We start from the raw sequence: 23,071 nt of genomic DNA on the forward strand, positions 1-23,071 counted from the left end.
GACAGTAGCTCATGCCTGCCGATGCCACCATCCCCGCTTCCTCCACCGCACTGGACGAGTCTCTGCATCAGGACCGTATTCTGATTCTGGATTTTGGCAGTCAGGTGACACAGCTTATCGCCCGCCGCGTGCGGGAAAGCGGTGTCTATTGTGAAATCTGGCCTTTTACCGCCACGGAAGAGCGCATCCGCGCTTTCGCGCCGCGCGGCATTATTCTCTCTGGTGGCCCCTCCAGCGTCACAAACCCGGATTCTCCCCGCGTGCCGGAAGTGGTGTTTGAACTGGCTGTGCCGGTTCTAGGCATCTGCTACGGGCAGCAGGCCATGTGCCTCCAGTTAGGTGGCCGTGTTGAAAGCTCCGAGCACCGCGAATTTGGCCGCGCTTTTGTGGATATTGTGGAAGATTGCGCCCTGTTCCGTGGCGCATGGGCGCGTGGCAATCGTGAGCAAGTCTGGATGAGCCACGGGGACCGCGTGACGGAACTGCCCCCCGGCTTTCGCATCGTAGCCGTGAGTGAAGGCGCGCCGTTCGCAGTGATCGCGGATGAAGGTCGCCGCCTGTATGGTGTGCAGTTCCATCCGGAAGTGGTGCATACGCCGCATGGGGCCGCGCTGCTGCGGAACTTTACCCATAATGTGGCAGGCTGCTCCGGCACATGGACCATGGCGGGCTTCCGGGACATGGAAATTGCCCGCATCCGTGAGCAGGTCGGCACAGGTAAGGTGATTTGTGGTCTGTCCGGCGGGGTCGATTCCTCTGTGGCGGCAGTTCTTATCCATGAAGCGATTGGCGATCAGCTCACCTGCATTTTCGTCGATCACGGCATGATGCGCGCGGGTGAAGCTGAGGAAGTGATTGAAACCTTCCGCGGCCGCTTCAACATCCGCCTTGTGCATCGGGATGCATCCGAGATGTTCCTGCGGGAACTGGATGGCGTGACGGACCCGGAAATCAAACGCAAGACCATTGGCCGCCTGTTTGTGGAAGTGTTTGAGGAAGAAGCCACCAAGCTGGGCGGCGCACAGTTCCTTGCGCAGGGCACGCTGTATCCAGATGTGATTGAGAGTGTCAGCTTTACTGGCGGTCCGTCCGTTACCATCAAATCCCACCACAATGTCGGCGGTCTGCCGGAACGCATGAACATGCAGTTGGTTGAACCGCTGCGGGAACTGTTCAAGGATGAAGTGCGGGATCTGGGGCGTGAACTGGATATTCCGGAAGTCATCGTCGGGCGGCATCCGTTCCCCGGACCGGGTCTGGCCATCCGTATTCCCGGCAATATCACGCGGGAAAAACTGGACCTGCTGCGCAAGGTGGACAGCGTCTATCTGGAAGAAATCCGTGCCGCTGGCCTGTATGATGCCATCTGGCAGGCTTTTGCCGTGCTGCTCCCGGTCCGCACCGTCGGCGTGATGGGGGATGGCCGCACGTATGATCAGGCCTGCGCCCTGCGCGCCGTGACCAGCACCGACGGCATGACGGCGGATGTTTACCCGTTTGACATGGGCTTCCTCAACCGCGTGGCAGGCCGCATCGTCAACGAAGTCCGCGGTATCAACCGCGTGACCTATGACATCACCTCCAAACCACCGGGCACGATTGAGTGGGAGTAAGGCGATCTGCCATTGAACTGTTGAAAAATTCAGTTCAATGGCACCCGTTGCAGCAGACTGGAGACATCGGTTTATAATCCGGTCTGGTGCCGATCTGACTTTATATAAATCCCGTCTTCTCTCATGTTCTGTGGAACCCGTTCTGATGCCGGGTAATGACTGGAAACTCCGCCTGCTTTGCATCAGTTCTCTGGAAAAGAGGATGTGAGCTTGTCAGCTTTCCAATGTGAGAGAGGATAGTGTAATCAGGACAGCGCAGGCGCTGATATTGGCCTGCAAAGATTAGCTGAGCAGTGGGTGGAACAGGTTACAGAACGTGTTCGACTGGAAGAAGAACGGGGTATTTTCGCGTTTCTTCCAGCCCGATAAAGAAAAAATTCAAAACCCTGCGCACGCAGCACTGATTGTAATCCCGACAGAGTCCTGCTGAAACCGTGTCTTGTAACGGTTTCGGACGGTTTCAAGCCGGGAGGTGAGGTCTTGCGTGGGTTCGGTCAGCACCATGACCAGTCTGGACGGTTCCTGCGTCAGGCGGTTAGTTGTCGTATCTTTCCACTGGCCCTGTGCGGAGAGGATGGAAAGTCCGGTGGAAAAGGTGGGTGTCAGCGTGGTATTGACAAACTCTCGCCATTCAGCAGCAGAAATAGGCTTTCCATGGGGCCGGGTCTGACCAAACAATAGTGTAATCTTCAGCATTGGGTGGGTCTGGAAAGCGGAACAGAAGGCGCGGAACTGCGCCGCACCTGTTCCCTGTTCTGAAATGTTTGAACCCGTTTCCAGGTTAGTTGTAAGCGGCGGCGTGCCTGTTACAGCCGGGGCGCGGGTGCTGGATGTCCCGACAATGCTCTCGGAGCCCGAAGCGACAAGACCGCTCTCGCATCCGCTGAGAAGAACGACCATTCCAGCTAGCGTACTCCACCGGGAGAATGTGCGTGAAGAAAGCGGGGGGAAGCGGACCGACATGATGACGACCTCTTGTTTTCCGGTTACTGATCCAGCCAGGGAGCAACCGGCAGATTTTTACCCCGGAGGAAGGTTGGGTTGAACAGTTTGGATTCATAGCGCGCGCCACCATCGCACAGGATGGTCACAATGCGGTGCCCCGGTCCGAGCTTGCGGGCTGTGCGGATGGCGGAGGCCACGTTAATGCCGGAAGACCCGCCAACAGACAGACCTTCATCAATCAGCAGGCTGTAGATAATGTCCAGCGCTTCCGGGTCCGGGATGCGCTCGGCGTCATCAATTGGTGCGCCTTCAAGGTTGGCGGTCACGCGGGACTGGCCAATGCCCTCGGTAATGGACGAGCCAGAAATCGAGAGATCATTCTCCTTCACCCAACCATACAGGCCAGAGCCTTCCGGGTCGGCCAGCACAATGCGCGGGGCTTTGACGCCCGCGTTGCTGGCCGCGTCATGCAGACCCATGGCCGTGCCCGCGAGTGTGCCGCCTGTGCCGCAGGCGCAGGTAAAGGCATCAATCTTGCCCTCCATCTGCTGCCAGATTTCCGGTGCCGTGGTGTTGCGGTGGCCCTCACGGTTGGCGAGATTATCAAACTGGTTGGCCCAGACATATCCGCCTTCTTCCGCCAGACGGCGGGAGACATGCACGTAATTGCCTTCATCCCGATAGGGTTTGGCGGGCACCAGTCGCAGATCCGCGCCAATCATGCGCAGGAAGCCGATTTTTTCCTGACTTTGCGTCTCCGGCATCACAATAATGCATTTATAGCCGCGCGCATTCGCCACCAGCGTCAGCCCGATGCCGGTGTTGCCTGCCGTGCCTTCCACCAGTGTGCCGCCGGGCCTCAGCACACCCCGGCGTTCGGCATCTTCAATAATGGCAAGGGCCGCACGGTCTTTGACAGAGCCGCCGGGGTTCATGAATTCGGCTTTGCCGTAAATGTCGCAGCCGGTGGCGTCAGAGGCCTTGCGTAGGCGGATAAGAGGCGTGCCGCCAACCGCGCCCGGCATGTCGGCGGACAGGGTGTGCCAGCCGGGGCGGGCAGAGGCATTTGCGCTGTCAGTCATCTGGTTGCACCTTCTCGCTTCATTCAACTGGCTCGGACCTGCCACATCTGAAATGAAGTCTGTCGTATTCAGAGCCGGATAACAAGATAGTCTGTAAGGGGGAGTTTCAAAAGTTCAGGGTTGAGGGCAAACAGCACATTTTTGCGACGAAACCGCCCCCAGATCTCTGGATACTGCTCTTACTGCCCTGCGTCCGGTTCGGCTTCCGCATCATAAAGCACTTCCAGAATGGCACACCACGGATAGCGTGAGTCATAGCTCTGGCCGCTGGAGTCAGAGATATGGCCGGTGGCGTCTGTTGGCACATGGGTCAGTGCGACCGCATCATCAATATTGCCGCCAATAATACTCAACTGGCGGCCAAAAGGCTGGCCGTTCTGGTTGGTGGCAACCACATAGCCGCAATGTGCTGGAAAGCCATAGGAGGTCGGCAGGCTGGAAAAGCGCACGGATGTCTTGGCGCGGCCACGTCCAACGCAGATCAGATCACCCTGCTTGGGCACATAGGAGGCCGGGTCCTGCGCATGTAGAATGGGAGACTGCCCGGAGGCGGCGGCATTAATATAAGTGGAGTGGTTGGGAGAATAGGGGAAGCGGCTATTCGCTCCGGCCACACGCATGACGTAAGAGATAAAGGCGGCGGACCACGCATAATCTCCATCATGTACAAAATTGGTCAGACGGCCACTGGCATCATGTTTGCCGGTAAAGGTGGATTCCGTCACCTCGGGGTCCATGCCAATCCACCAATATTCGCCCACGCGCTGCCACAGGCCGGGTGCGCGTTCGGGTTTGACAGAGGCAATTTGCGGTTCGGGGCGCAACTCGGGGTCATCATCATTCACCGGGCTGCCAAACAGCCGCCATTCCCGCATGGCAATGGCGACAACATCCTGCCGGTTGAAGGGCTCGTAATTACGGGTTGCAAAGTCCGGCACATGGCCGGAAGCACTGTAACCGTAGCTTCCGGTGCTGGCCGCGGTGGTTGGGGTGGGCTGTGCCCCCGGAACCTGCACGGGCTGCGTCGCACAGGCCGCCAGACATAACGGGGCCAGCAGAGCAACTGAGAGCTTGCGTGACAATCTCGGTCTCCATCCAGACAAATCCCTCCGGGGTGCCCGGAGCGTCAGGAGCCCTTGCCGTCAAGAGCTCTCTTGTCCTGCATAAGCTGCCCGGCGGCGGTGGAAAAGAGGGGGACGCTTTTTTCACGCCCCCTGCATCCTTTTTGCCGCGGACGGCGCGTCAGGAGGCGGGGTCTACCGTCAGGTCCGCTGTCTGGCCATTGACGCAGCGCACTGCATCCGCCGGAGCAAGCCCGACCACCAGACCCCGGCCGCCGCCATTGATATACATGATGTCCTGCGTCTGGGCGCTCTGTTCAAACACCACCGGCACCTGCGTGCGGGAGCCGAACGGGCTGATGCCGCCAACCTGAAAGCCAGTCAGCTCTTCGGCCTTTTCCGCATTCAGCATCCGGGCGTTTTTGCCACCAAACAAAGCGGCAACTTTTTTCAGGTTCATTTTCTGATGGACAGGAATGACCGCGCAGACCACCTGCTTTTTATCAATCTCGACCATCAGGGTTTTGAAGACCTTTTCGTTATCAATCCCGATCCCTGCTGCGGCATGCAGGCCGATTTTGCCGGGGTCCGACACATACTCATAATCATGCATGGTATAGGCAACGCCATGGGCCTCCAGAAAATGCGTCGTCGGCGTTTCTATTGTCTGGGACATGCTCTTATCCTTTCAGAAGGCCGTCATGGCGGGAGCTGTTCTGCGGTGTAGAGCGTTTATCAGGGGCGGGCTGGCAGGCGTCAAGAAAAGCGGTGCGCATAGGCCTATGCGTAAAAAAGCAGCACCAGCCGGGAAGGCTAAGGCTGCTTTGAAGAGGGCACACATAAAGCGTGGCGCTGATAGTCAGCGCCACGCTTGAAAGGCGGTTCCTGTTTTTACTGTTCGGGAAAAAGCGTATGCAGGCCAGCTTCTGTCGCGGGGCAGCAGCCACGTTCCGTAATCAGCCCTGTTACAAGGCGTGCCGGGGTGACATCAAACGCCGGGTTGGCAGCGGGGCTTCTATCGGGCGTAATTTGTACACGGGTCAGCGCGCCGTTGGCATCACGACCCGCGACATGGGTGATCTCGGACGCTGCCCGTTCCTCAATAGGAATTTCTGTGACACCATTGGCAACTGTCCAGTCAATGGTGGTGGAGGGCAGGGCCACCCAGAACGGCACGTTATTATCCTGCGCGGCCAAGGCTTTTAGATACGTACCAATTTTATTGGCCACATCTCCGGTGCGGGTCACGCGGTCTGTTCCGACAATAACCAGATCAACCAGCCCATGCTGCATCAGGTGTCCGCCTGCATTATCAGCAATAACGGTATGGGGAACGCCGTGGCTGCCCAGTTCCCACGCCGTTAGAGCCGCCCCCTGATTCCGTGGGCGGGTTTCATCAACCCAGACATGCACGTTCAGCCCTTCATCATGCGCCATATAGATGGGGGCGAGGGCGGTGCCCCAGTCCACGGTAGCAATCCAGCCTGCGTTGCAATGGGTCAGCAGGTTAATTTGTGTGCCAGCGGGACGGCTTTTGGCAAGGGCGCGAATAAGCTCCAGCCCGTGGCGGCCAATTGCTTCGTTCTGCGCTGCGTCTTCATCACAAATCCGGCCAGCCTCGGCATAGGCCGCGGCAACACGATCCTGCGGCGCAACGGGACGCAGCGCCTTCAGCATACGTTCAATCGCCCAGCGCAGGTTTATGGCGGTAGGACGTGTGGCGGCCAGCATGGCAGCGTTCTGCTCCATGGCAGTATCTCCTGCATCTTGCCGGAGCGCCAATGCCAGACCATACGCCGCAACAGCGCCAATCAGCGGTGCGCCGCGCACCTGCATCGTGCTGATAGCATGGGCCACGTCCTGCTGGGTGGTCAGGCGCAGGATATCGAGCGAGAAGGGGAGGCGGGTCTGGTCAAAAATATGGACAGACCAGCCATCTTTCTCATTCACCCAGACGCTGCGATACGGCGTGCCATTGATCTTCATAAAACCTGTTCCTGTCGGGATTGGGGATATGCGCTGATAATAGCGGAGAGTTCACGGTATCACCACTCTTGCGCATACCAAGTGCACTAAAAAGAGGGCGGGGTGCTGCGCGGTATGAGGTGGTCCCTCCGAGGGAGCATCCTTAAAACGCCGTATATTCTTTTCGGTTCTAAAGTATTTTTTGCATTTTCTGTGGTTTTTGTTATGAATGGCAGAAGTTTCAGGTCATCGGGGCGCCTTTTCAGGAGCCTTTCCTGAGAAGGTGAAAATAACGGTTCTATAATCCTGTTTGTATTTCTTGAAGTTTTTCGAATGGGATTAAAAGTGGAGTTTAGAATGAGCGAAACCAAAAAGCGCCGCGCAACGGCCAAGACATCTGTATCCGCCGTCCGCACAGCCCCGGCGACCACGCACCGCACGCGTAAGACCCCTGCAAAAAACGCGGTGGTTGAAGAAGAGATTGCGCCGAAAGCCGCTGCTCGTAAGCCGCGCAAAGCCGCTGCGGCACCGGTGGCCGACGTTGTAAAGCCAGCCCGCGCCACCAAGGCCGCAAAAGCTGAGGCTGCTCCGAAGAAAAAAGCAGCCGTAGAAAAGGTGCCGGCTAAAACAGCCGCTAAGTCAGCCACACGCACCACAGGCAAAGCCACAACGGAAGCCAAACCGGCAACCCGCACGCCACGCCGCAAGGTTGTAGAAACTGCGGTGGAAGCACCGGCTCCTGCGCGCCGTGGTCGTCGTCCGGCTGCCGCTGCTGCGGAAGTTGCTGCGCCAGTCAAAGCTCCGCGTAAAACGGCCTCCAAGTCTGTTGCTGCTAAAGCCACACCGGCCAGCAAGGCTGCTGCGGTTCCGGCCAAAGCCCGCACCCCGCGCGCTAAAGCTGCTCCTGCAGAAAAGAAAGTGCGCCTTTCCGCTGTGGAAAAACTGCGTATTGTGCAGGATACCCGCCGCCAGAAGCGTTATGATCGTCTGGCAGCAGAAGCTTCGGAAGCAGCCGCAAAGCCGGCTGCAACGCGTGGCCGTAAGGCAGCTAAAACGCCCCGCAGCAAGAAATAAGCTTTTTCTGTCTGGTCTTTGCGGACAAAGGCCAGACCGATTTGCTCTATCAGCCGGAGGAGACTGCCAGTGCAGTTGTCCTTCGGCTGTTTTTGTTTTTGGTATGTAGAAAAATACGACTGTTTGTGGTTTTTTTCTGGTTTAGACCTATTCGGCTCAAGTAGCTCATTTCTGCCATTCAGATCAGGCTAGATGGGAGAGATAATCTTTTTCCCGGATAAACGATTTTTTCATAGTATGTTTTTGTTTTGTTCTGAAGCCACCTTTAAAATCCATGCAGAATTAATGAATTTTTTACAGTCTTTTTATCGTGTCTTAAGTCAAGGAACGTAGGTTTCTGTTTACCTAATTTTTCTTTTCTTGTTTATAAAAAATAGTGATTTCAGAAATTGGTTGTATTAAGCCCCCTGAGTAAGAGTGTGGCCTCGCATTTGCATGACTGACACCCTAATGTAAACTATAGTTAATCAGATCTTCATATCATCACGATAAATCTGTCCCCGAAACGATAGGTTCAGAGATGACAGCAAAAGTTTTTATAGCAACGCCCTGTTTCGGTGGTCTTGTTACACAGGTTTATATGCAGTCTGTGTTAGGCTGCCTCTCTACGGCGCAGGATCATAATCTGGCGTTTTCTCTGTGCATGATGGGGAATGACGCGGTGGTCTGCCGTGGGCGGAATACATTACTTGATAAGTTCATGAATTATAGTGACGCCACCCATATTCTGTTTGTGGATAATGATATCGGGTTTGAGCCGGACGCCCCGGCGCGTCTGGTGGCCGCGGGTAAGGATGTGGTGGCAGGCCTGTATCCTCTTAAGGAACGCTACTGGGATGGCCTGACAACTGCGCAGATCATGCGTGGAGAAACACCTGCAACGGCCTCCCTGCGTTATACGGGGGAGACGGAAAAACTGCATGAAACGCCCGCTGCTGGCGGCACACTTATTACAACTGCCTTCTCTGGCGCAGGATTTATGCTGATAACGCGGGAGGCTATTCAACGCATGTCAGCGTTTTATCCAGAAACCCGCTATAATCGAATTGAAGTGCCTACGCAGTCTCTGGATGCTGCGCTGGGGCGTCCTGCCGAGCATCCGGATGATGGTGGCGGTGCCCCGCATGCGCTGTTTGATTGCACGATAGATGAAGAAACCGGCGCGTATATGAGTGAGGATTTCACGTTCTGCAAACGCTGGCGCGCTATGGGGGGTGAAGTCTGGCTGGATACGTCTTTGGTGTTATCCCACAGCGGAATGGCGCAGTTTTCAGGTAATCCGGCTTTACGCCTTGGCATTGCCCTGCCTGATGCGGCGCTCTTTCGGCAGATGCAGTCGTAAACAGGCAGGGGGTAGGCCGGTTTTTGTGGTATAGGGTCAGCTTGCCGTGTCTGGCAGTCGGTCGCCAGCGAGTGCTGCGGCGGCACGCAGTTCGCCCACCTGCGCACCGTTCCAGTTTTTGAGTGGACGCCGCATGAAGTGGTTCAGGACAGGAGCCTCTTCATCTCCAAAGCGGGCAATCAGTGCTGCTGCTGCCGTTTCTGCCGCCCGTATGCCGCCATCCCGACATTTAATGGCAATGCCCAGACCTTTTTCCGGCAGAGCCGCAATCATCACGCCTTCCGCGCCCATTTTAGTCAGCACACGCGGGGCGAGATCATGCATGACCAGCGTATCGAACTGGTCTGTTCCCGCAATCATGAACGGTGCGGAGGTCATGGCAGCCCGTAGGCGTTGAGCAGCAAGGGCGCGCTCCGCACTCAGGCCCGTGCCGGTCGCAAACCGCGCATAGCCTAAGGCGAGGGCTGTTAGCGGTATGGCCCATGTCGGAATGGCGCAGCCATCTATGCCTCGGTTGGCGTCTGAGTGTGGGGCACCTGTTACCTCGGCCAGCGTACGCGCCATGGTCTGCATAAGGGGGTGGTCAGGCTGGCTATAGTTGGCTGGGTCCTGCCCGGTGCCGCAGGCAAGGCAGATAAATCCTGCATGTTTGCCGGAGCAGCAGTTATGCAAGGCACTGGCCTGCTCGCCCGTTGCAGCCAGTGCGCGGGTGGCGCGGGCGTCCAGAGGCCAGTGTGCGCCACATTCCAGCACACCATAATCCCATCCCGTGCGGGCCAGCATGTCCGCAGCTACAGCAACATGGTCCGGTTCGCCTTGATGTGAGGCACAGGCCAGCGCAAGCGCTTCAGGCGGCAGGGCATATTTGTCCGCCGCTCCTTCTGTCAGTAGGGGGAGTGCTAGCAGGGCTTTAACAGTAGAGCGCGGATAGAGGGGTGTCGTGATGTCCCCCGTAGAAAACACGGTTTTTCCAGAGGCATCCACCACAACAGCCGCGCCATAATGGCGGGACTCGACCCGGCCTCCGCGTGTCACTTCGGCCAGAAGTGTGTCGCTGTGCGTGTTTTCTGTCATGGTCGCCTGTCAATCCTGTTCTTGTTTGCTTCCGCTTAGCAGATAACATGGGGCGGAAAATTCTGCGCTGTGGTCGGGGTCCGGTTCCAGCCATGCTGCGACCATTGTGCGGCGCACCCGTAGCACCACTGGGGGCGCGGCGAAATGTCCCGCTGGCTCTTCTGTCATTTTTGCCAGCCAGTGCACTACGCCGCCGCGTTCTGTCAGGAGGGACGGATGGGTTTTGCGCAGGGGTAACCCATGGTCTAGAAACTGGCTGGCCGTGTCTGGCTCTGTCACCAGATAAAGCCAGCTATCTGGCGCGGCCTGTGGTGAAAAGCTGGACGCAGGTGCTGTGGAGATGCGGAGTTCGTCAGCCTCAAACTGCGTGCGGGGAGGCCGGGGGCGCGGCGGCAGAGGTCTGGCAAACAGATTCCCCTGCAATGGGTTTTCAGGCTTTCGCGCAACCTTGCGGGGCACGTCCGTTGTTTGGCTTTTTGGTAACGTCGCCGCGCCGGCTTGCCTGATGGTGTGTTCGGTCTCCGGCTCTGATACGGGTAAACACGAAGGCTGGATAGCCGTTTTGCGGGAAACCTTGCCGGATTTCCGGCGGCGCTGTGTCGTAGCGTTCTTCTGCCCATCGCCGGGCAGCGCACCCAGCAGGTCAGACTGCACAGGTGAACGGCCCGGTTTTTCGGTCATGAAGGAGAAGAAGTGGCCTGTTTGCGGGGGGCGTTGCTGGCAGGGCGTTCTTTGGCCGCACAGGTGGCGCATAGGCCGATGACCTCAATGGAGGCACTCTGCATGGCAAATTTCTGCTCCCGGCAGATGCTACGCAGCGTTGTCAGCACACTGGACTCCGCAATTTCCGTCACGCTCTTGCAGGATTTGCAGATAAGGAACTGCGCTGTGTGCAGGCAGGTCTCATGGTCGTGGTTGTGGCAATGGTCCGGGTTATGCGCGTGCGCGTCATGCAGCAGATGGGTGCAGGGCACAAAGGCGGATAGCCGCTCAATCCGGTGGATCAAGCCGTGTTCAAGCAGAAAATCCAGCGCACGGTACACCGTGGGTGGGGCCGGGCGACGGTCAGGCGTTTTGATTTTTTCCAGAAGATCATACGCGCCAACCGGGGTTTTTGCGTCCAGAATCAGGCCTAGAATTTCGCGGCGCTGCTGTGTTAGGCGCGCGCCCTGCTCGGTGCAGAGGGCATCAGCCCGGTCAAGCTGGGCTCTTGTCGCGGGGGAAAATTCTGTGGGGGTCATGCGGGCAGTACAGTGTGCGCGGCAGAAATCATGGTCCATCTCCAGTCCGGCCTAGGGAGCTGGGCTATCTTACCTATGGCGGAGGGTGAACGCAAAACAGACCAGCTCTTCCAGTGCTGGTCAAACGTGTCATGTTATAATATCACGTTCGGACGGGGCGGCATGTGGTGGCATAGACAGCGTCGTTCTCCGGCCTATGTTCTGATGACCCAGCCGATCGACAAGGATCAGCCTGATGCGTTTTTCTGCTTCTGTTCTTTCCGGCCTGCTGCTTGCCAGCGTGTGGCATGGTGCTGCTTTGGCGGCGGAAACGCCTGTGGTTGTTGCTGCGGAAAATACGTGGGGTGATCTGGCTGCGCAGGTGGCGGAACCGGATATGCACGTTACCGCCATTTTGAATACGCCAACTCTTGACCCGCACTTATATGAACCCACTCCGGCGGCAGCCCGGCTTGTGGCGCAGGCCAGCCTGCTGGTAGCGAACGGAGGAGGGTATGATGCGTGGCTGGACAAGCTGGCGCAGGCGCGGGGTGGTCAGGCTGTTCCCATGATTAAGGCCGACGGCTGGACCGGCTGGCACACGGGCGATAACGCGCATCTTGCTTATAATCTGCCTGCGGTTGCGTCCTTTGTAAGCCGCTTTGTGGCGGCCTGTCAGGCGGTAGACCCGGAGCATGCCAGCGCGTATGACGCACGAGGCAAAACTGTTCTGGCGGCTGTCCAGAATGTGCTGGAGCATATGGACACCTTGCGGGAAAAAGTGCGTGGCGAGCCTGTGGCGGCCACGGAGCCAGTTTTCACCCCGCTGGCCGAAGGTCTTGGGTTGGTGATGAAAGAACAGGCCTTTCAGGTGGCCGTTATGAATGACGTGGAGCCTCCGGCCTCCGCCGTGGCGCAGTTTGATGCGGATATCCGCCAGCATGCCGTGCGGTTTGTGGCCTATAATGCGCAGGCGGACCGCCCTTCCGTGCAAAGGTTGATTGCTCAGGCGCAGGCGGCTGGCGTGCCGGTGCTGCCCGTTCACGAGTTGATGCCCCCCGGTACGCACTGGCAGGACTGGATGCATACTACGCTGACGCAGGTTGCTCAGGCGTTGGGCCAGACTGCTCCATGACTGCTGCGGACTCTACGCCCCCCGAGTGTGTGCCAAGCCCTCACGCGGCTCGCACGTCTCATCCCGCCGCGTCCGACCTGCGGCGCGGCGCGGATAGCATCTGCCTGAAAGAGGTCACACTGGCGCGTGGTGGCCGCATTGTGTTGAGTGAAATCAGTCTGGCTATCCCGCAAGGCAGTTTTGTTGGCGTTCTGGGGGCTAATGGTGCGGGGAAAACCACGCTGTTTCATGCCCTGCTCGGGTTGGAACCGACCATGCGGGGTAGTTTGTCCATCAATGGTCAGCCCGTACGGCGTGGGAACCGTTCCGTGGGATACATGCCGCAAATGCGCAAGCTGACGGGTGGTCAGTTTACGGGCTGGAGCATGGTGGCTTCCGCCTTGCACGGGCAACGCTGGGGATTGCCGTGGTATGGCCGCGCGGCGCGTGCGGCGGTGGAGGCCGCGTTGGCAGCGGTCGATGCGCAAAGTCTGGCGCACAGGCCAGTAGGAACTTTGTCCGGCGGAGAACGCCAGCGCTTGCTTCTGGCGCAGACGTTGCTGGATAACCCCTCCGTTCTGCTATTGGATGAACCGCTGGCCAGTCTGGACCCGGCCCGCATGCGCGAGACGGTGGCGCGGATTCATGCCCTTGCACGGGCTCGCGGCATGACGGTGCTGATGTCCGCGCATGACATCAATCCTCTGCTCGGTCTGATGGACCATGTGCTGTATCTGGCGCGGGGCAGGGCGTTGCTCGGCACGGTGGAGCAGGTGATTACCACCGAGGCGCTCACTGCTCTGTATGGCGCGCCGGTTGATGTGGTGCGGGCTGGAGGGCGCGTGTTCGTAGTGGCGGAAGGCGGCGGGTCCGTCTTGCAGGAGCATGACTGCGGAGGGTGTGGCGTGCATGCTTGAGTATGACTTTATGCGCACGGCGTTTTTGGCCGCGCTGCTGGTAGCTCTCGTGTGTGGGCCGGTCGGCTGGTTTCTGGTGCTACGCGGGCAGACTTTTGCCAGCCACGCGCTGTCTCATGTGGGGTTTGCGGGGGCCACAGGGGCGCTCATGCTCGGGTTGTCTCCTTTTACCGGGCTGGCTGGCGGCGCGCTGGTTGCGGGCATGGTGATGGGGCTGGCGGGAGACCGAGTGGCCGGGCGGGATGTGATGATCGGCCTTGTGCTATCCGTCGCCATGGGTGTGGGTGCATTGTTCCTGCACCTGCTTACACGGTCGGCCAGCGCGGCGACGGCTCTTCTGTTCGGGGATATTTTAGGCATCAGCCCCGGTATGCTGGGCTGGCTAGCGCTGTTGTCCCTAGGGTGTCTGGTGGGGTTGGGCCTTATGGCGCGGCCGTTGCTGTTTGCCACGCTTCAGCCGGAAATGGCGGAGGCCAAAGGTGCGCGCCTTCGGGTGCTGGACGTGCTTTTTCTGGGGCTTGTGGCTCTTGCTACAGCGGAATGTGCGCAGATAACCGGGGTTTTGCTGGTGTTCACCCTGATGGTGGCTCCCGCAGCGACGGTGCTGCGGCTGAGCCTTCCCCCTCTGGTCGGGCTTGCCGCCGCTGCCGGGCTTGCGCTGGCGGAAGCGTGGGGCGGGCTTACTTTGTCATGGTATACAGATTGCCCGACGTCCTTCTGGATTGCCCTTCTGGGCGGCGCGGGCTTTTTACTGGTCGGGTTGGCGCAGCGAATACGGGCCTAAAAAACCGTTGCCTGCTTAAAAAGCTGTCGGTTTATTGGGGCAGAGACCAGTCCAGCCAGCCCCACAGTGCAATAAATAGCGCCAGACAGACATGAATGATAATCAGACCGCGCATGGTAATAACCGGCACGTCATCCTCATGTTCCATTTTAGGGCGAGGGGCCATGGTTCAGGGTCCTGTCAGATTAAGGGGCCGTATGCGGCAGCGCATGATAGGCACGGTTGAAATAGACAAGCCCACCCGCCGTTTCATGGATGCGCAGGGCTTCAACCACGCCAAATAGCACACTATGCGTGCCGACTTCTACAATCTGGCTAATCCGGCAGTCAAACGTGGCAACTGCCTCTTCCAGAACCGGGGCTCCGGTGGCCAGTGTTGTCCAGTGGCCCACGGCAAAGCGGTCCGTCATGCTGTTGGGGCTGGCAAAATGGTTGGAGAGCGTCTGCTGGCTGGCGGAGAGCACATTCACACAGAGCGGGCCACCCATCACAAAAGCCTCCCGCGCACGGCTGGCGCGGTTCAGGCAAACCAGTAGGGTCGGCGGGGTGTCAGTCACGGAGCAAACGGCGGAGGCCGTAAACCCCACGGGGTCTTCCCGCGTTCCTGTGGTCACAATATTAACAGCAGCACCAAGTCTGGCCATGGCATTGCGGAAGGTACTGGTTTCCAGCGCCAACATCTGCTCTCCTTCATCATCTTCCAGACGCAGTGTTTTGTGCATGAATATAAGAGGAAAGCAATGATTGAAGCCGCCCTTTCCGGCACCCCGACTGTTAAAGTAGAGCGTATGGGGCCGGTAGGCCGCATACGGCTGGATCGCCCCGCCAAACTGAACGCTGTGGATCTGGAAATGGCGGAAGGCATAGCGCGTGTGCTTGAGGTCTGGCGGCATGATCCGGAGGTCACTCTCGTTCTGCTGGACAGTACAAGCCCACGCGCGTTCTGCTCTGGGGGAGACCTTCGCGCTTTGAGTGATCTGGTCCGTGCGGAGGGGCCGGAAGCCGGGGTGGAAAAAATTACGCGAGTGTATCGCGTCATGCGGCAGATTGCGGCGTATTCCAAACCGATTATCTCGCTGCTGGATGGCATAGCCATGGGCGGCGGCATCGGGTTGGGCGGCCATGTGCCCTACCGCGTGGTGACGGAACGCTCCGTGCTGGCCATGCCGGAAACCAGTATTGGTATTACCCCGGATGCAGGTGGGTCATGGATTCTCTCCCGCATGCCGGGTCTTTCTGGTTTGCGGCTGGCGCTGCTGGGGGAACGGATGGATGGTGTGCAGGCTGTGCAGAACGGCTTTGCGGATTATCTGATTGCTTCAGAAAACCTGCCAGACCTTATTCCACAGCTTGCCACCAAGCCGGTCAAATCCGTGCTGGAACATTATGCCCGGCCGGTGCCATCTGCTGCGGAGCATGCGCTTGAGGGCTGCTATTCAGCGCCTGATCTGGTGCAGGTTCTGCGCAATATGGACGCCAACGGAAGTGGGGCCGCTATGCAGGATAAAGCCGCACTCTCCCGCCTGTGTCCGTTTTCTCTTCAGGTCACATGGGCGGCATGGCACCGGGCGCGCGCATTGGCCTCTCTGGATGAGGCTTTTGTGCAGGAAACCACGCTTGTGGCCCATATGATGCATCGTGCGGATTTTGTGGAAGGTGTCCGTGCAAAGCTGATTGACAAGGACAACGCCCCCCAGTGGCAGCCTGCAACACTGGAGGCCGTTGATCCTGAAGAGGTGAATCGCTGCTTTCAGGCGTTATGAGGTTTGAGCGCCAGAAGCAGGCACACGACTCCGGCCCCCAGCATGGCGCAGAGGCTCCCTAGCAGGAACACCTCGGCGTAGCCTGTGCGGTCAGCCAGAAACCCGGCCAGTGGCCCGGTAGTGGCATAAGCCAGATCCTGAAAGGCGGAATATCCGCCTAAAGCCGTGCTGCGCATGGGGGCGGGCACCCTATGCACCACTTCTACCCCAAGCGAGGGATAGACCATGGAGCACCCAGCGCCGGTCAGAAACGCCCCGACCAACGCTATTTCCGGGGTGTGGGCGCTCCAGATCAGCGCCAGCCCGCAGGCTTCCAGCAACAGGGAGGGCAAGGCGACCTTAAGCCCGCCAATCCGGTCTGGCAGATGCCCGCATAGCATCCGCATGCCCACAAAGGCCGCGCCAAAGCAGGTCAGTCCCCATCCGGCATAGGGCCATCCAGCTTGCAAAAACCGCAGGGAAAGGAAAGCACCCAGAGATGCAAAGCCCACACCCTGCAAGGCCACGGCCAGACCCGGTCCGCGGATTTTGTTCAGAATAGACCAGAACGGCTCCCGGTGGCCTATATGGAGCGGCGCACCGGGCACGGTGCTGATGAGCAGCAGTCCGGCCAGAGGCAAGGCCGCGCTCAGCAGCATTAACGCTGCAAAGCCAAAATGCTGATACATAATCAGCCCCACAGGCCCACCGACGGCAAACGCGCCGTACATGGCAGCACCTGTCCACGCCATCACTTTACCGGCCTTTGGTTGCCCGGCGAGTGCAATGCTCCAGCCCATCATGCCCACAATGCACAGGCTTTCACCCAAGCCCAGCAGCAGGCGTCCAGCAATCAGCACCCCATAGTGTCCGGCAGATGGAAGGGCAGGGAGGGTGGAGAACAGGCACAGCCCGCATGCCAGCGCATATAGTACCAACCCGCGCCGCATGCAGCGGTGGCCGCCCGTGGCATCGGCAATCTGCCCAGCATAATTACGGGTAAAAATTGTGGAGAGAAAGGGAATCCCCACAGCCAGACCAGCCAGCACGTTGTTAAAGCCCGGCCAGGATAGGACGAACACCGGCACGGCTGTCAGAGACAAAGCCACGCTGAGATAGGAGAGGAAAAGCGCCAGAGTCAGTCTGGGCAGGAAAGTCGGAGTGGTTTTCATGGGCGGCGCAGACCGTATAACGGTCACGGATTTATGGCCAGAGGCTTCGTTTTCAATTTGGGCGGTGGCGCGTGGGGATTGAGAGTGCCTGCCATACGGCATAAAGATGCGCCAGTTCCGGGCAGGGGCATCGGCCCTCATTCCGCCCGTAGCGGAGGTAATGCGCGTGGCCGGAAGGGCATTCGCCCCGTTGCACGGCAATGGCGACATCCGGGTTCTGGCGCAGATACCAGTCTTCACAGAATGGTGGGTTTGCGCCGTCCCGCTCCTCCCAATAGCCGCAGGTTACGTAATGTTCCTTGGCGGATGGCACCTGTCCGGCCCGGATGGCATCCGCGACATCGGGATTGGTGCGCAGATATGTCTCTTCATGAAAAGGCTGATGCCGCAGGTAGTTTTCAATCAGAAAAACCAGCAGAGAGCGCGGTACACTTACAGTCGGCTCTCTGCGCTGTGCGGGGCAGAAACCAAGGCTGCTGGCCAGAAAGGACGACGGAATCATGTATCTCTCCACAAATCCAAATATGAATTTTTCCTTAACGTGTAACGGTGGGTCGGGCCTTTCAAGGCATAGAGTTCTAAAAAGGATGAAAGACACCGCGCTACAGGCTGTTGCGCAAACCGGCTGAAACCCGCATCACAGTTTTGTTGTCAAAGGGGGAGAGATGGACACGGTGGATATCCAGAACCTGCACAGAGTGCTTGTGGCGGACGTTCCTTCTCCGGCGTTCCAGCTTGCGCCCCCGCGTGTGCTCAACCCGTCTCACATTCCCCCGCATATTCTGGATGCCATGCGGCCGGGTTGGTTTACGGGCGCTTATCCTGCCGGGTCTGTCCGGGTGACAAAACTGTTTGATGTATACGTCACGATGGAAGGATTGGTGTTCACACAGGATAAAAAGCTGGTGCAGCAAAGCATTGCCCAGCATACGCCAGAAGAATGTGCGCAAGGGCTGGCGCAGATTAGGGAGGCGGAGCAGACGCAGACTGTAAAAGTCGTCGGGCCTTCATCCCTGCTTCTGCGCAAACGGGGCGAGCAGAATTACGGGCACTGGATGGTTGAGCTTCTGCCAAAACTCTGGCTGGCGGAGGAGCATCTGCCACTCTGCTCTCTGGTCGTGCCGCGTGTGAGTGGCAATTTTGCCCGTGTGGTGCGCGACAGCGTGGCCTTCAGCACCGCTTTTCTACCGCTCTTTCATGACATGGGCCTACAGGACGTCGCTTTTTTTAAGGAATTGGTGGTGGTCGATGGCCTGACCAATCACGGCGTCTATATGTCCCCGCTGGTGTTCTCCCGCACGCAGAACATGGTGGACCGGGTGCCGGGGGCACAACTCTGCAAACTGTACCTGACCCGCAGAAACCGGGGCAGAACTGTCAGGGATGAAGAAAGCCTGATGGCGTTTCTGCAAGAACAAGGTTTCCTGTGTGTGGACCCGGCGGAACTGACACTGCTTGAACAGATCCGGCTTTTTAAACATGCCGAGTGTGTGGTGGGGGTTATGGGGGCCGCCATGACCAACATCATGTTCTGCCGCAAGGGTACGCGGGTTATCAATCTGGCCCCCGGTACTATGCCGGATACGTTTTTCTACTTCATCGCCGGTCTGCGTGAACTGGACTATTACGAAATCCGGGGAAAAATGTGCACGGAAAGCGAAAGCTGGGATGCCCCGTTCGAGATTGAACACGACCATCTGGCGCATGTTCTGGAGGTTGCCTTTTCCGGCGTAGGGCTCTGAACCGGAAAAGGCGCTTTATCCAAAGACCACATGCCGCTGTGGCACCATGGCGGAAACGGGGGCGTTTGCTCCGGGCATGTCTGCTGCCAGTTGTAGCGGGCCGTGGCGATCAAAAAAGCCCGGAACGGAACGGATGATATAGGCGGCCTGATCAAGGCAGGATACCACGCGGTCCCGCGCCAGCGCGGTTTCAGCATGGTCAGAAATAGTGCTGACTTTCTGTGCCGCGAGGCTCAGGCTGGCAGCGGTTTGCAGGGGGGCGCGATGCAGGTGGCGGAAGGCCCTTAGCGCTTCTTCCAGCAGGGCATGGGTCTGACCGTCGGGCAGCGTGTGCGCCGCGTTCCAGCGGAGGCGTAAAATCAAGCGGCCAAGAGAGAGGGCGGCAAAGGCGGCATCCGTATAGCCTCTGCGGTCCACATCATCTGTCAGAAAAGAAAAGCGCATCATCATGCGTGAGATTTTCTGAATCTGGAATCCTTCCCACGCGACCCAGATAATTTTTCTGTTCTGCGGTGCAAGGGCTAGCCGCTGCACGCTGCGGGTGAGGGAAGAGACCAGCCGTGCAGCATCCAGCCTGTGGTCCGCAGGCAGAATAACCCGGAATACCAGCACCAGCAGAACACAGGCGGCTGCCATGGTTAGCCAGTTGTTTGTCAATGTTAAGTCGTCATAAGTAATCGGGTTGTTTACGGCCAGCATCATAGTGAAGAATACTGCATAGCCAAACGCGCCGATGCTGTAACGGGGGTGGAATTGCAACCACACGCCGGGCAGCAGAAACAGGCAGATGGTCAGCCATAAAAGCGGGTAGCCATCAATGCGCGGCAGGCCCAGCATGTGGCACAAAAAACTGGCCGGAATGGCAAGTGCTGTCCCAAACGCCATCAACGGACTGGTTTTTGCCGCGGAAGGCGTGGTGGACAGCAAGCTGGAAGCTGCGACGACAAACAGCATCAGCATCGGCCCGGTGCTCCAGTGCAGCACGTACCACATCATTCCGGCCAGTAGCGCGATAAACATGCCGCGTGCGCCGTTACGCAGCGCCATGGGCCATTCCAGATACGGGCGCAGCGGCATACGGGCGCGGACTGGGCGGCGAATGGTCAGGTCATGCAAGGCCTGATCCAGTTGTGTCAGAACATCCCGCGTATTGTCTAAAGAGGCCAGAACCGTAGGAGAAAGTGTTTCCTGTTCCATTTGGTTCAATCTGAACAATGTCGTGCGGATGCAGGCGGAAACGGGCTGCGGGTTGTCCTGCCAGTCCGGCTGTTCTGTCAGGTCCAGAATGTGCTCCAGCGTGGCGGCCATTTCCTGATGCACCGCACAGGAGGCTCCATTGGCCAGAGAAAGGTTCAGCCAGTAGGGGTGGTAAGTCACAATCAGCCCGGTTAAGCGGCTCAGGCCAGTGCGTAGGCGGTTCGCGCGGGCCTGCATGTCCCGGTCATCCGCAGCGGCATATTCAATGGCAGGGTCAAGGGAGGCCATGCGGGCCAACAGGCGGCTTCGGCTGTCATATAAAGGCTGTGGTAATGCGCGGAAATCCGGGGTGGGGGTGGCTATTTCCAGCCGCTCTATCTGCTCGGCTGCGTGTTCCGTGGCATCTTCCGCATGCACGTGCTGGCTCTCCGCTGCGTGGAAGGACAAGGCATGGCGGATTGTTTCCCGAAATGCGTCGCCCAGTGCTGTCAGCACACGGTTGGGTTTACGGGGGGAGGTAATCATGAAAACGAACGCGGTTGTCACCACCCCGGTTGTCACGGCGGAAAGCCGCCCCATGGCGGACAGAAAAATATGCTCCGGGTTGGTAAAAGCCGGGGCGGAAACAATCACAATTGTATAGCCCACCAGCACGGCGGCGTAGGCGCGGAACAACCGCAAGAATGTGGCCACCATACAAGCCAGCCCCACAAAAGCGGAGAGCGCTGCAAAATACAGCACCGGAGACTGCACAAACGCTGCCATCACACCCACGCTAATCCCTGCGCCAATCACCGTGCCAATCACACGCCACACGCTTTTGGAAACCATGGCCCCCACGGTCGGGTTTGCCACAATCAGCACCGTGGTGGCCGCACTCATGGGGGATTGTAGCTGGAACATGAACGCCAGAAACAGCGCAATGCCAATGCACAGGAACACGCGCGCCGTATAGGCCGCAGTCTCCAGAGTGGCCTGCCACTGGTCATCTTCCGCAAACATGGCGGGCATCAGGCGGCGGATATGGTCCGAAAAACGACTGGACATGGCGCAGGCTATTCCGAAAAGGGTGTCAGGTTGGCAGAACGTGGGCGGTGGTGAGAAGCGCATCCATGCGGGCTACAAGAGTATGCGTATCCTGTGTGGTCATGCCTGCTTTCATGGTCTGTTCCACCTCTCCTGCAACGCGATGGAACACAGCACATTTTTCACGGCCAGCCGGGGTCAGGCTCAGGCATTTGGCCCGCCGGTCCTGCGCATCGGGCGTGCGGGCCAGCAGCCCCTCCTTTTCTAACAGGTCCAGTACGCGCACCAGAGCGGAGCAGTCCGTGTCCATCACCAGCGCAAGATCCCGCTGGGTGGTGCCTTCCGGTAGCATCATCAGGTAGGTAAGAGGCCGCATGACCGCCACCGTCATACCGTGCGGGCGCAGGGCGCGTTCCAGCCGTGTGCGCCACACCGATGCCAGCCGCATGACACGGAATGTAAGAGCAAGGGAACTGAATGCAGAATCATCCAGAGCGGGCATACCGTGGCGCGTCAACAGGAAACCTCTATTTTGTTAGGGTAAAAATATTTGACATGCAAAATATATTGCAAGCAATATAAGACTGCCGCCACCGGGCGGTCAATATGGTCAGGTTGTCTGTGCTCTATCAGAACAGCGTGAGGCTCATCAGGCCGCCAACCAGCCCCATGCTCCACAGAAAAATCAGGGTCATGCGTCGTTTGATAAGGTGGCGCACCAGCAGGCACATTCAGAGGATCCACCGGGGCAGCAACGGTCTGCCCGTCCTGCTCCGGCTTTTGTAAAGAGTATCCGCCTGCATAACGCCGACTGTGCGCAGGAGCGCCGCGCGAAACAGGCCCAGACCCTCTTTACAGTAAAGGAGTTTGCGGTCTCTGAAGAGGCTGCGTGGCCCAACAGGCCAGAAGTTTCATAGCCAACAGAGCATTCTGCCGCATGCACAGAGCGCGCGCGGCCTCCGGGCGGGATGGCATCATCCGGCCGGTGAGGAAGTCAGGGTCGCAATCGGCGTCTCGCGGCAAAGCATGGCTGGGTCATCCTATAAGGACTTGCTTGAACTATTATGCAGTAGCTGAATTTAAAAGCCGCGCCGAAAGAGTGCAGGCAGGAAGCATAACTGTAACAGAAAAATGGATGCGCTCTAAAAAGAACGAGAGGACATTGTCTATTTGAGAGTAAATATCATCTGGGGGAAATCCCGAAAGAGCGGAATTTCAGGGTAGAAGCCTGCCGGATACCTCTTTATAGATTTAATCCCTGATGAACGCATAAAAAGGACCATGGCTTACCCGGCTCATGGTCCGCCCGGTTATGTACAACCTGTGGAAAAGGACCGACTATGAAGAACGACTGGCCCTGCGTGCCCGTCACTCTGCAAAATGTCTCGCCCAACGCAATGCGGATGGCCAGACTGATGCGGATATCCCGGCGTGACATGCTGCTGACAGGCATGGGCGCTGCTGTTACATACGGTGTGGCCCATGGCGTTGCCGGTGCGGCGGAAACAGCGGAAGCCCCTGCGGCCTCTGCGGCGGGTACGGACCCTGTGGCTGCGCAGTTCATGGCGGTTTCCCGCTTGCTGACAGACCGCCCGATGCTGGATCTGCGTATCGGGAATGCGCTTTATGCAGGGATTGTGCAGGGCAACGCGGGCCGGCAGGCGCAGATCAGCAAGCTCCATGATCTGATGAGCAAGGAGCAGCTCTCTACCGCCGCGGCCTTTGCCGCAGCGGCGGAAAAGGCGGACCCGACCCTGAAAGACGCCATTCACGATATTCTGACCGGCTGGTACCGGGGTGTGGCGGACGATAAAGTTGTGGTCTATCGCTCCGCCTTGATGTTCGACATCACAAAGGACGCTATTTATCCCAAGACTTACGCCACAGGTGGACCGTTCTACTGGACAACCCAGCCGCCGGAAGTGGACCGCCCGACAGGGCGCCCAGCCCTTTCACCCTCAAAATTCGTCGTAGAACCGACCTGAGAGCGGGAATATCAGC

The 23,071-nt window shown here is 58.4% G+C and carries 23 protein-coding genes; 9 read left to right on the top strand and 14 right to left on the bottom strand.

Annotation, left to right across the window (positions count from 1 at the left end; genetic code table 11):
• Nucleotides 1-11 precede the first annotated feature (11 nt).
• Nucleotides 12-1,613: a glutamine-hydrolyzing GMP synthase gene (gene guaA, locus AD949_RS04630; protein WP_048835575.1), complete on the top strand. Its 1,602-nt coding sequence runs from the start codon at nucleotides 12-14 to the stop codon at nucleotides 1,611-1,613.
• Nucleotides 1,614-1,991: 378 nt separating this feature from the next.
• On the opposite strand, the gene AD949_RS04635 is transcribed toward guaA, so the two are convergent.
• The 5 genes from AD949_RS04635 to mtnA all read right to left on the bottom strand — a co-directional run bounded on the left by AD949_RS04635 (nucleotide 1,992) and on the right by mtnA (nucleotide 6,687).
• The gene (locus tag AD949_RS04635; RefSeq protein ID WP_048835574.1) at nucleotides 1,992-2,513 is read right to left on the bottom strand and encodes a DUF3574 domain-containing protein; all 522 of its coding nucleotides are present in this window, start codon (nucleotides 2,511-2,513) and stop codon (nucleotides 1,992-1,994) included.
• Nucleotides 2,514-2,599: 86 nt separating this feature from the next.
• Nucleotides 2,600-3,640 (bottom strand): cysteine synthase A, encoded by a 1,041-nt coding sequence (locus AD949_RS04640; protein ID WP_048835573.1) that lies wholly within the window; start codon nucleotides 3,638-3,640, stop codon nucleotides 2,600-2,602.
• 179 nt (nucleotides 3,641-3,819) lie between these two features.
• Nucleotides 3,820-4,722 carry a DUF2272 domain-containing protein gene (locus AD949_RS04645; RefSeq protein ID WP_048835572.1) on the bottom strand — a complete coding sequence of 301 codons (903 nt, stop codon included), beginning with the start codon at nucleotides 4,720-4,722 and terminating at the stop codon, nucleotides 3,820-3,822.
• Between the two features lie 160 nt (nucleotides 4,723-4,882).
• Nucleotides 4,883-5,377, bottom strand: a complete 495-nt coding sequence (ybaK, locus tag AD949_RS04650) for a Cys-tRNA(Pro) deacylase (protein ID WP_048835571.1) — start codon at nucleotides 5,375-5,377, stop codon at nucleotides 4,883-4,885.
• A gap of 215 nt (nucleotides 5,378-5,592) precedes the next feature.
• Nucleotides 5,593-6,687, bottom strand: a complete 1,095-nt coding sequence (gene mtnA / locus AD949_RS04660) for an S-methyl-5-thioribose-1-phosphate isomerase (protein ID WP_048835569.1) — start codon at nucleotides 6,685-6,687, stop codon at nucleotides 5,593-5,595.
• A 336-nt stretch (nucleotides 6,688-7,023) separates the two neighbouring features.
• Between mtnA and AD949_RS04665 the strand changes: the two genes are divergently transcribed.
• The gene (locus tag AD949_RS04665) at nucleotides 7,024-7,740 is read left to right on the top strand and encodes a hypothetical protein (protein ID WP_048835568.1); all 717 of its coding nucleotides are present in this window, start codon (nucleotides 7,024-7,026) and stop codon (nucleotides 7,738-7,740) included.
• A gap of 520 nt (nucleotides 7,741-8,260) precedes the next feature.
• Nucleotides 8,261-9,082: a hypothetical protein gene (locus AD949_RS04670; protein WP_048835567.1), complete on the top strand. Its 822-nt coding sequence runs from the start codon at nucleotides 8,261-8,263 to the stop codon at nucleotides 9,080-9,082.
• A 36-nt stretch (nucleotides 9,083-9,118) separates the two neighbouring features.
• Here the strand turns inward: AD949_RS04670 and AD949_RS04675 are convergent, their stop codons facing one another.
• The 3 genes from AD949_RS04675 to AD949_RS04685 are packed head-to-tail and all read right to left on the bottom strand — an operon-like array spanning nucleotide 9,119 to nucleotide 11,436.
• A complete protein-coding gene (locus AD949_RS04675) occupies nucleotides 9,119-10,156 on the bottom strand; it encodes an asparaginase (RefSeq protein WP_048835566.1) in 1,038 nt (345 codons plus the stop codon).
• A gap of 9 nt (nucleotides 10,157-10,165) precedes the next feature.
• The gene (locus AD949_RS04680; protein ID WP_048835565.1) at nucleotides 10,166-10,837 is read right to left on the bottom strand and encodes a hypothetical protein; all 672 of its coding nucleotides are present in this window, start codon (nucleotides 10,835-10,837) and stop codon (nucleotides 10,166-10,168) included.
• Entirely contained in the window at nucleotides 10,834-11,436 is a 603-nt protein-coding gene (locus AD949_RS04685) for a Fur family transcriptional regulator (protein ID WP_082064665.1), read from the bottom strand. The genes AD949_RS04680 and AD949_RS04685 overlap by 4 nt, the downstream gene beginning before the upstream one ends.
• 196 nt (nucleotides 11,437-11,632) lie before the next feature.
• Between AD949_RS04685 and AD949_RS04690 the strand changes: the two genes are divergently transcribed.
• From AD949_RS04690 to AD949_RS04700, 3 genes are read left to right on the top strand one after another with little or no spacing between them, the layout of a single operon-like run.
• Nucleotides 11,633-12,511, top strand: a complete 879-nt coding sequence (locus AD949_RS04690; protein ID WP_048835564.1) for a metal ABC transporter solute-binding protein, Zn/Mn family — start codon at nucleotides 11,633-11,635, stop codon at nucleotides 12,509-12,511.
• On the top strand, nucleotides 12,508-13,407 hold the full coding sequence (locus AD949_RS04695; RefSeq protein ID WP_082064664.1) for a metal ABC transporter ATP-binding protein: 900 nt from the start codon (nucleotides 12,508-12,510) through the stop codon (nucleotides 13,405-13,407). Before AD949_RS04690 ends, AD949_RS04695 begins: the two co-directional genes overlap by 4 nt.
• Nucleotides 13,400-14,191, top strand: coding sequence for a metal ABC transporter permease (locus tag AD949_RS04700; RefSeq protein WP_048835563.1), 792 nt, complete (start codon nucleotides 13,400-13,402; stop codon nucleotides 14,189-14,191). The genes AD949_RS04695 and AD949_RS04700 overlap by 8 nt, the downstream gene beginning before the upstream one ends.
• A 31-nt stretch (nucleotides 14,192-14,222) precedes the next feature.
• Here the strand turns inward: AD949_RS04700 and AD949_RS14615 are convergent, their stop codons facing one another.
• Together AD949_RS14615 and AD949_RS04705 are read right to left on the bottom strand one after the other, a co-directional pair.
• A complete protein-coding gene (locus AD949_RS14615; protein ID WP_257007535.1) occupies nucleotides 14,223-14,357 on the bottom strand; it encodes a hypothetical protein in 135 nt (44 codons plus the stop codon).
• 19 nt (nucleotides 14,358-14,376) lie between these two features.
• A complete protein-coding gene (locus AD949_RS04705) occupies nucleotides 14,377-14,871 on the bottom strand; it encodes a flavin reductase (protein WP_048835632.1) in 495 nt (164 codons plus the stop codon).
• A gap of 60 nt (nucleotides 14,872-14,931) precedes the next feature.
• Between AD949_RS04705 and AD949_RS04710 the strand changes: the two genes are divergently transcribed.
• Nucleotides 14,932-15,954: an enoyl-CoA hydratase/isomerase family protein gene (locus AD949_RS04710; protein WP_048835562.1), complete on the top strand. Its 1,023-nt coding sequence runs from the start codon at nucleotides 14,932-14,934 to the stop codon at nucleotides 15,952-15,954.
• Here AD949_RS04710 and AD949_RS04715 read toward each other — a convergent pair.
• Together AD949_RS04715 and AD949_RS04720 are read right to left on the bottom strand one after the other, a co-directional pair.
• Nucleotides 15,942-17,105 (bottom strand): arabinose transporter, encoded by a 1,164-nt coding sequence (locus tag AD949_RS04715; RefSeq protein WP_048835561.1) that lies wholly within the window; start codon nucleotides 17,103-17,105, stop codon nucleotides 15,942-15,944. The genes AD949_RS04710 and AD949_RS04715 overlap by 13 nt on opposite strands.
• Before the next feature lie 52 nt (nucleotides 17,106-17,157).
• Nucleotides 17,158-17,607 (bottom strand): hypothetical protein, encoded by a 450-nt coding sequence (locus AD949_RS04720; protein ID WP_048835560.1) that lies wholly within the window; start codon nucleotides 17,605-17,607, stop codon nucleotides 17,158-17,160.
• Nucleotides 17,608-17,770: 163 nt separating this feature from the next.
• Between AD949_RS04720 and AD949_RS04725 the strand changes: the two genes are divergently transcribed.
• Entirely contained in the window at nucleotides 17,771-18,847 is a 1,077-nt protein-coding gene (locus tag AD949_RS04725; RefSeq protein ID WP_048835559.1) for a glycosyltransferase family 61 protein, read from the top strand.
• Between the two features lie 15 nt (nucleotides 18,848-18,862).
• Here the strand turns inward: AD949_RS04725 and AD949_RS04730 are convergent, their stop codons facing one another.
• Entirely contained in the window at nucleotides 18,863-21,091 is a 2,229-nt protein-coding gene (locus AD949_RS04730) for an FUSC family protein (protein ID WP_048835558.1), read from the bottom strand.
• 25 nt (nucleotides 21,092-21,116) lie between these two features.
• A complete protein-coding gene (locus AD949_RS04735; protein WP_306308932.1) occupies nucleotides 21,117-21,587 on the bottom strand; it encodes a MarR family winged helix-turn-helix transcriptional regulator in 471 nt (156 codons plus the stop codon).
• 823 nt (nucleotides 21,588-22,410) lie between these two features.
• On the opposite strand from AD949_RS04735, the gene AD949_RS04740 reads away from it, so the two are divergent.
• On the top strand, nucleotides 22,411-23,055 hold the full coding sequence (locus AD949_RS04740; RefSeq protein WP_048835556.1) for a sorbitol dehydrogenase family protein: 645 nt from the start codon (nucleotides 22,411-22,413) through the stop codon (nucleotides 23,053-23,055).
• The last annotated feature ends 16 nt before the right edge of the window (nucleotides 23,056-23,071 follow it).

The organism is Acetobacter orleanensis, assembly GCF_001581005.1.
Classification (GTDB): domain Bacteria; phylum Pseudomonadota; class Alphaproteobacteria; order Acetobacterales; family Acetobacteraceae; genus Acetobacter; species Acetobacter orleanensis.

Coding starts and splice junctions, on each gene's coding strand:
- AD949_RS04640 (WP_048835573.1), bottom strand. CDS start 3,640: ATGACTGACAGCGCAAATGCCTCTGCCCGCCCCGGCTGGCACACCCTG.
- AD949_RS04665 (WP_048835568.1), top strand. CDS start 7,024: ATGAGCGAAACCAAAAAGCGCCGCGCAACGGCCAAGACATCTGTATCC.
- ybaK (WP_048835571.1), bottom strand. CDS start 5,377: ATGTCCCAGACAATAGAAACGCCGACGACGCATTTTCTGGAGGCCCAT.
- AD949_RS14615 (WP_257007535.1), bottom strand. CDS start 14,357: ATGGCCCCTCGCCCTAAAATGGAACATGAGGATGACGTGCCGGTTATT.
- AD949_RS04715 (WP_048835561.1), bottom strand. CDS start 17,105: ATGAAAACCACTCCGACTTTCCTGCCCAGACTGACTCTGGCGCTTTTC.
- AD949_RS04680 (WP_048835565.1), bottom strand. CDS start 10,837: ATGACCGAAAAACCGGGCCGTTCACCTGTGCAGTCTGACCTGCTGGGT.
- AD949_RS04635 (WP_048835574.1), bottom strand. CDS start 2,513: ATGGTCGTTCTTCTCAGCGGATGCGAGAGCGGTCTTGTCGCTTCGGGC.
- AD949_RS04675 (WP_048835566.1), bottom strand. CDS start 10,156: ATGACAGAAAACACGCACAGCGACACACTTCTGGCCGAAGTGACACGC.
- AD949_RS04725 (WP_048835559.1), top strand. CDS start 17,771: ATGGACACGGTGGATATCCAGAACCTGCACAGAGTGCTTGTGGCGGAC.
- AD949_RS04670 (WP_048835567.1), top strand. CDS start 8,261: ATGACAGCAAAAGTTTTTATAGCAACGCCCTGTTTCGGTGGTCTTGTT.
- mtnA (WP_048835569.1), bottom strand. CDS start 6,687: ATGAAGATCAATGGCACGCCGTATCGCAGCGTCTGGGTGAATGAGAAA.
- AD949_RS04690 (WP_048835564.1), top strand. CDS start 11,633: ATGCGTTTTTCTGCTTCTGTTCTTTCCGGCCTGCTGCTTGCCAGCGTG.
- AD949_RS04710 (WP_048835562.1), top strand. CDS start 14,932: ATGATTGAAGCCGCCCTTTCCGGCACCCCGACTGTTAAAGTAGAGCGT.
- guaA (WP_048835575.1), top strand. CDS start 12: ATGCCTGCCGATGCCACCATCCCCGCTTCCTCCACCGCACTGGACGAG.
- AD949_RS04705 (WP_048835632.1), bottom strand. CDS start 14,871: ATGTTGGCGCTGGAAACCAGTACCTTCCGCAATGCCATGGCCAGACTT.
- AD949_RS04730 (WP_048835558.1), bottom strand. CDS start 21,091: ATGTCCAGTCGTTTTTCGGACCATATCCGCCGCCTGATGCCCGCCATG.
- AD949_RS04740 (WP_048835556.1), top strand. CDS start 22,411: ATGAAGAACGACTGGCCCTGCGTGCCCGTCACTCTGCAAAATGTCTCG.
- AD949_RS04695 (WP_082064664.1), top strand. CDS start 12,508: ATGACTGCTGCGGACTCTACGCCCCCCGAGTGTGTGCCAAGCCCTCAC.
- AD949_RS04685 (WP_082064665.1), bottom strand. CDS start 11,436: ATGGACCATGATTTCTGCCGCGCACACTGTACTGCCCGCATGACCCCC.
- AD949_RS04720 (WP_048835560.1), bottom strand. CDS start 17,607: ATGATTCCGTCGTCCTTTCTGGCCAGCAGCCTTGGTTTCTGCCCCGCA.
- AD949_RS04700 (WP_048835563.1), top strand. CDS start 13,400: ATGCTTGAGTATGACTTTATGCGCACGGCGTTTTTGGCCGCGCTGCTG.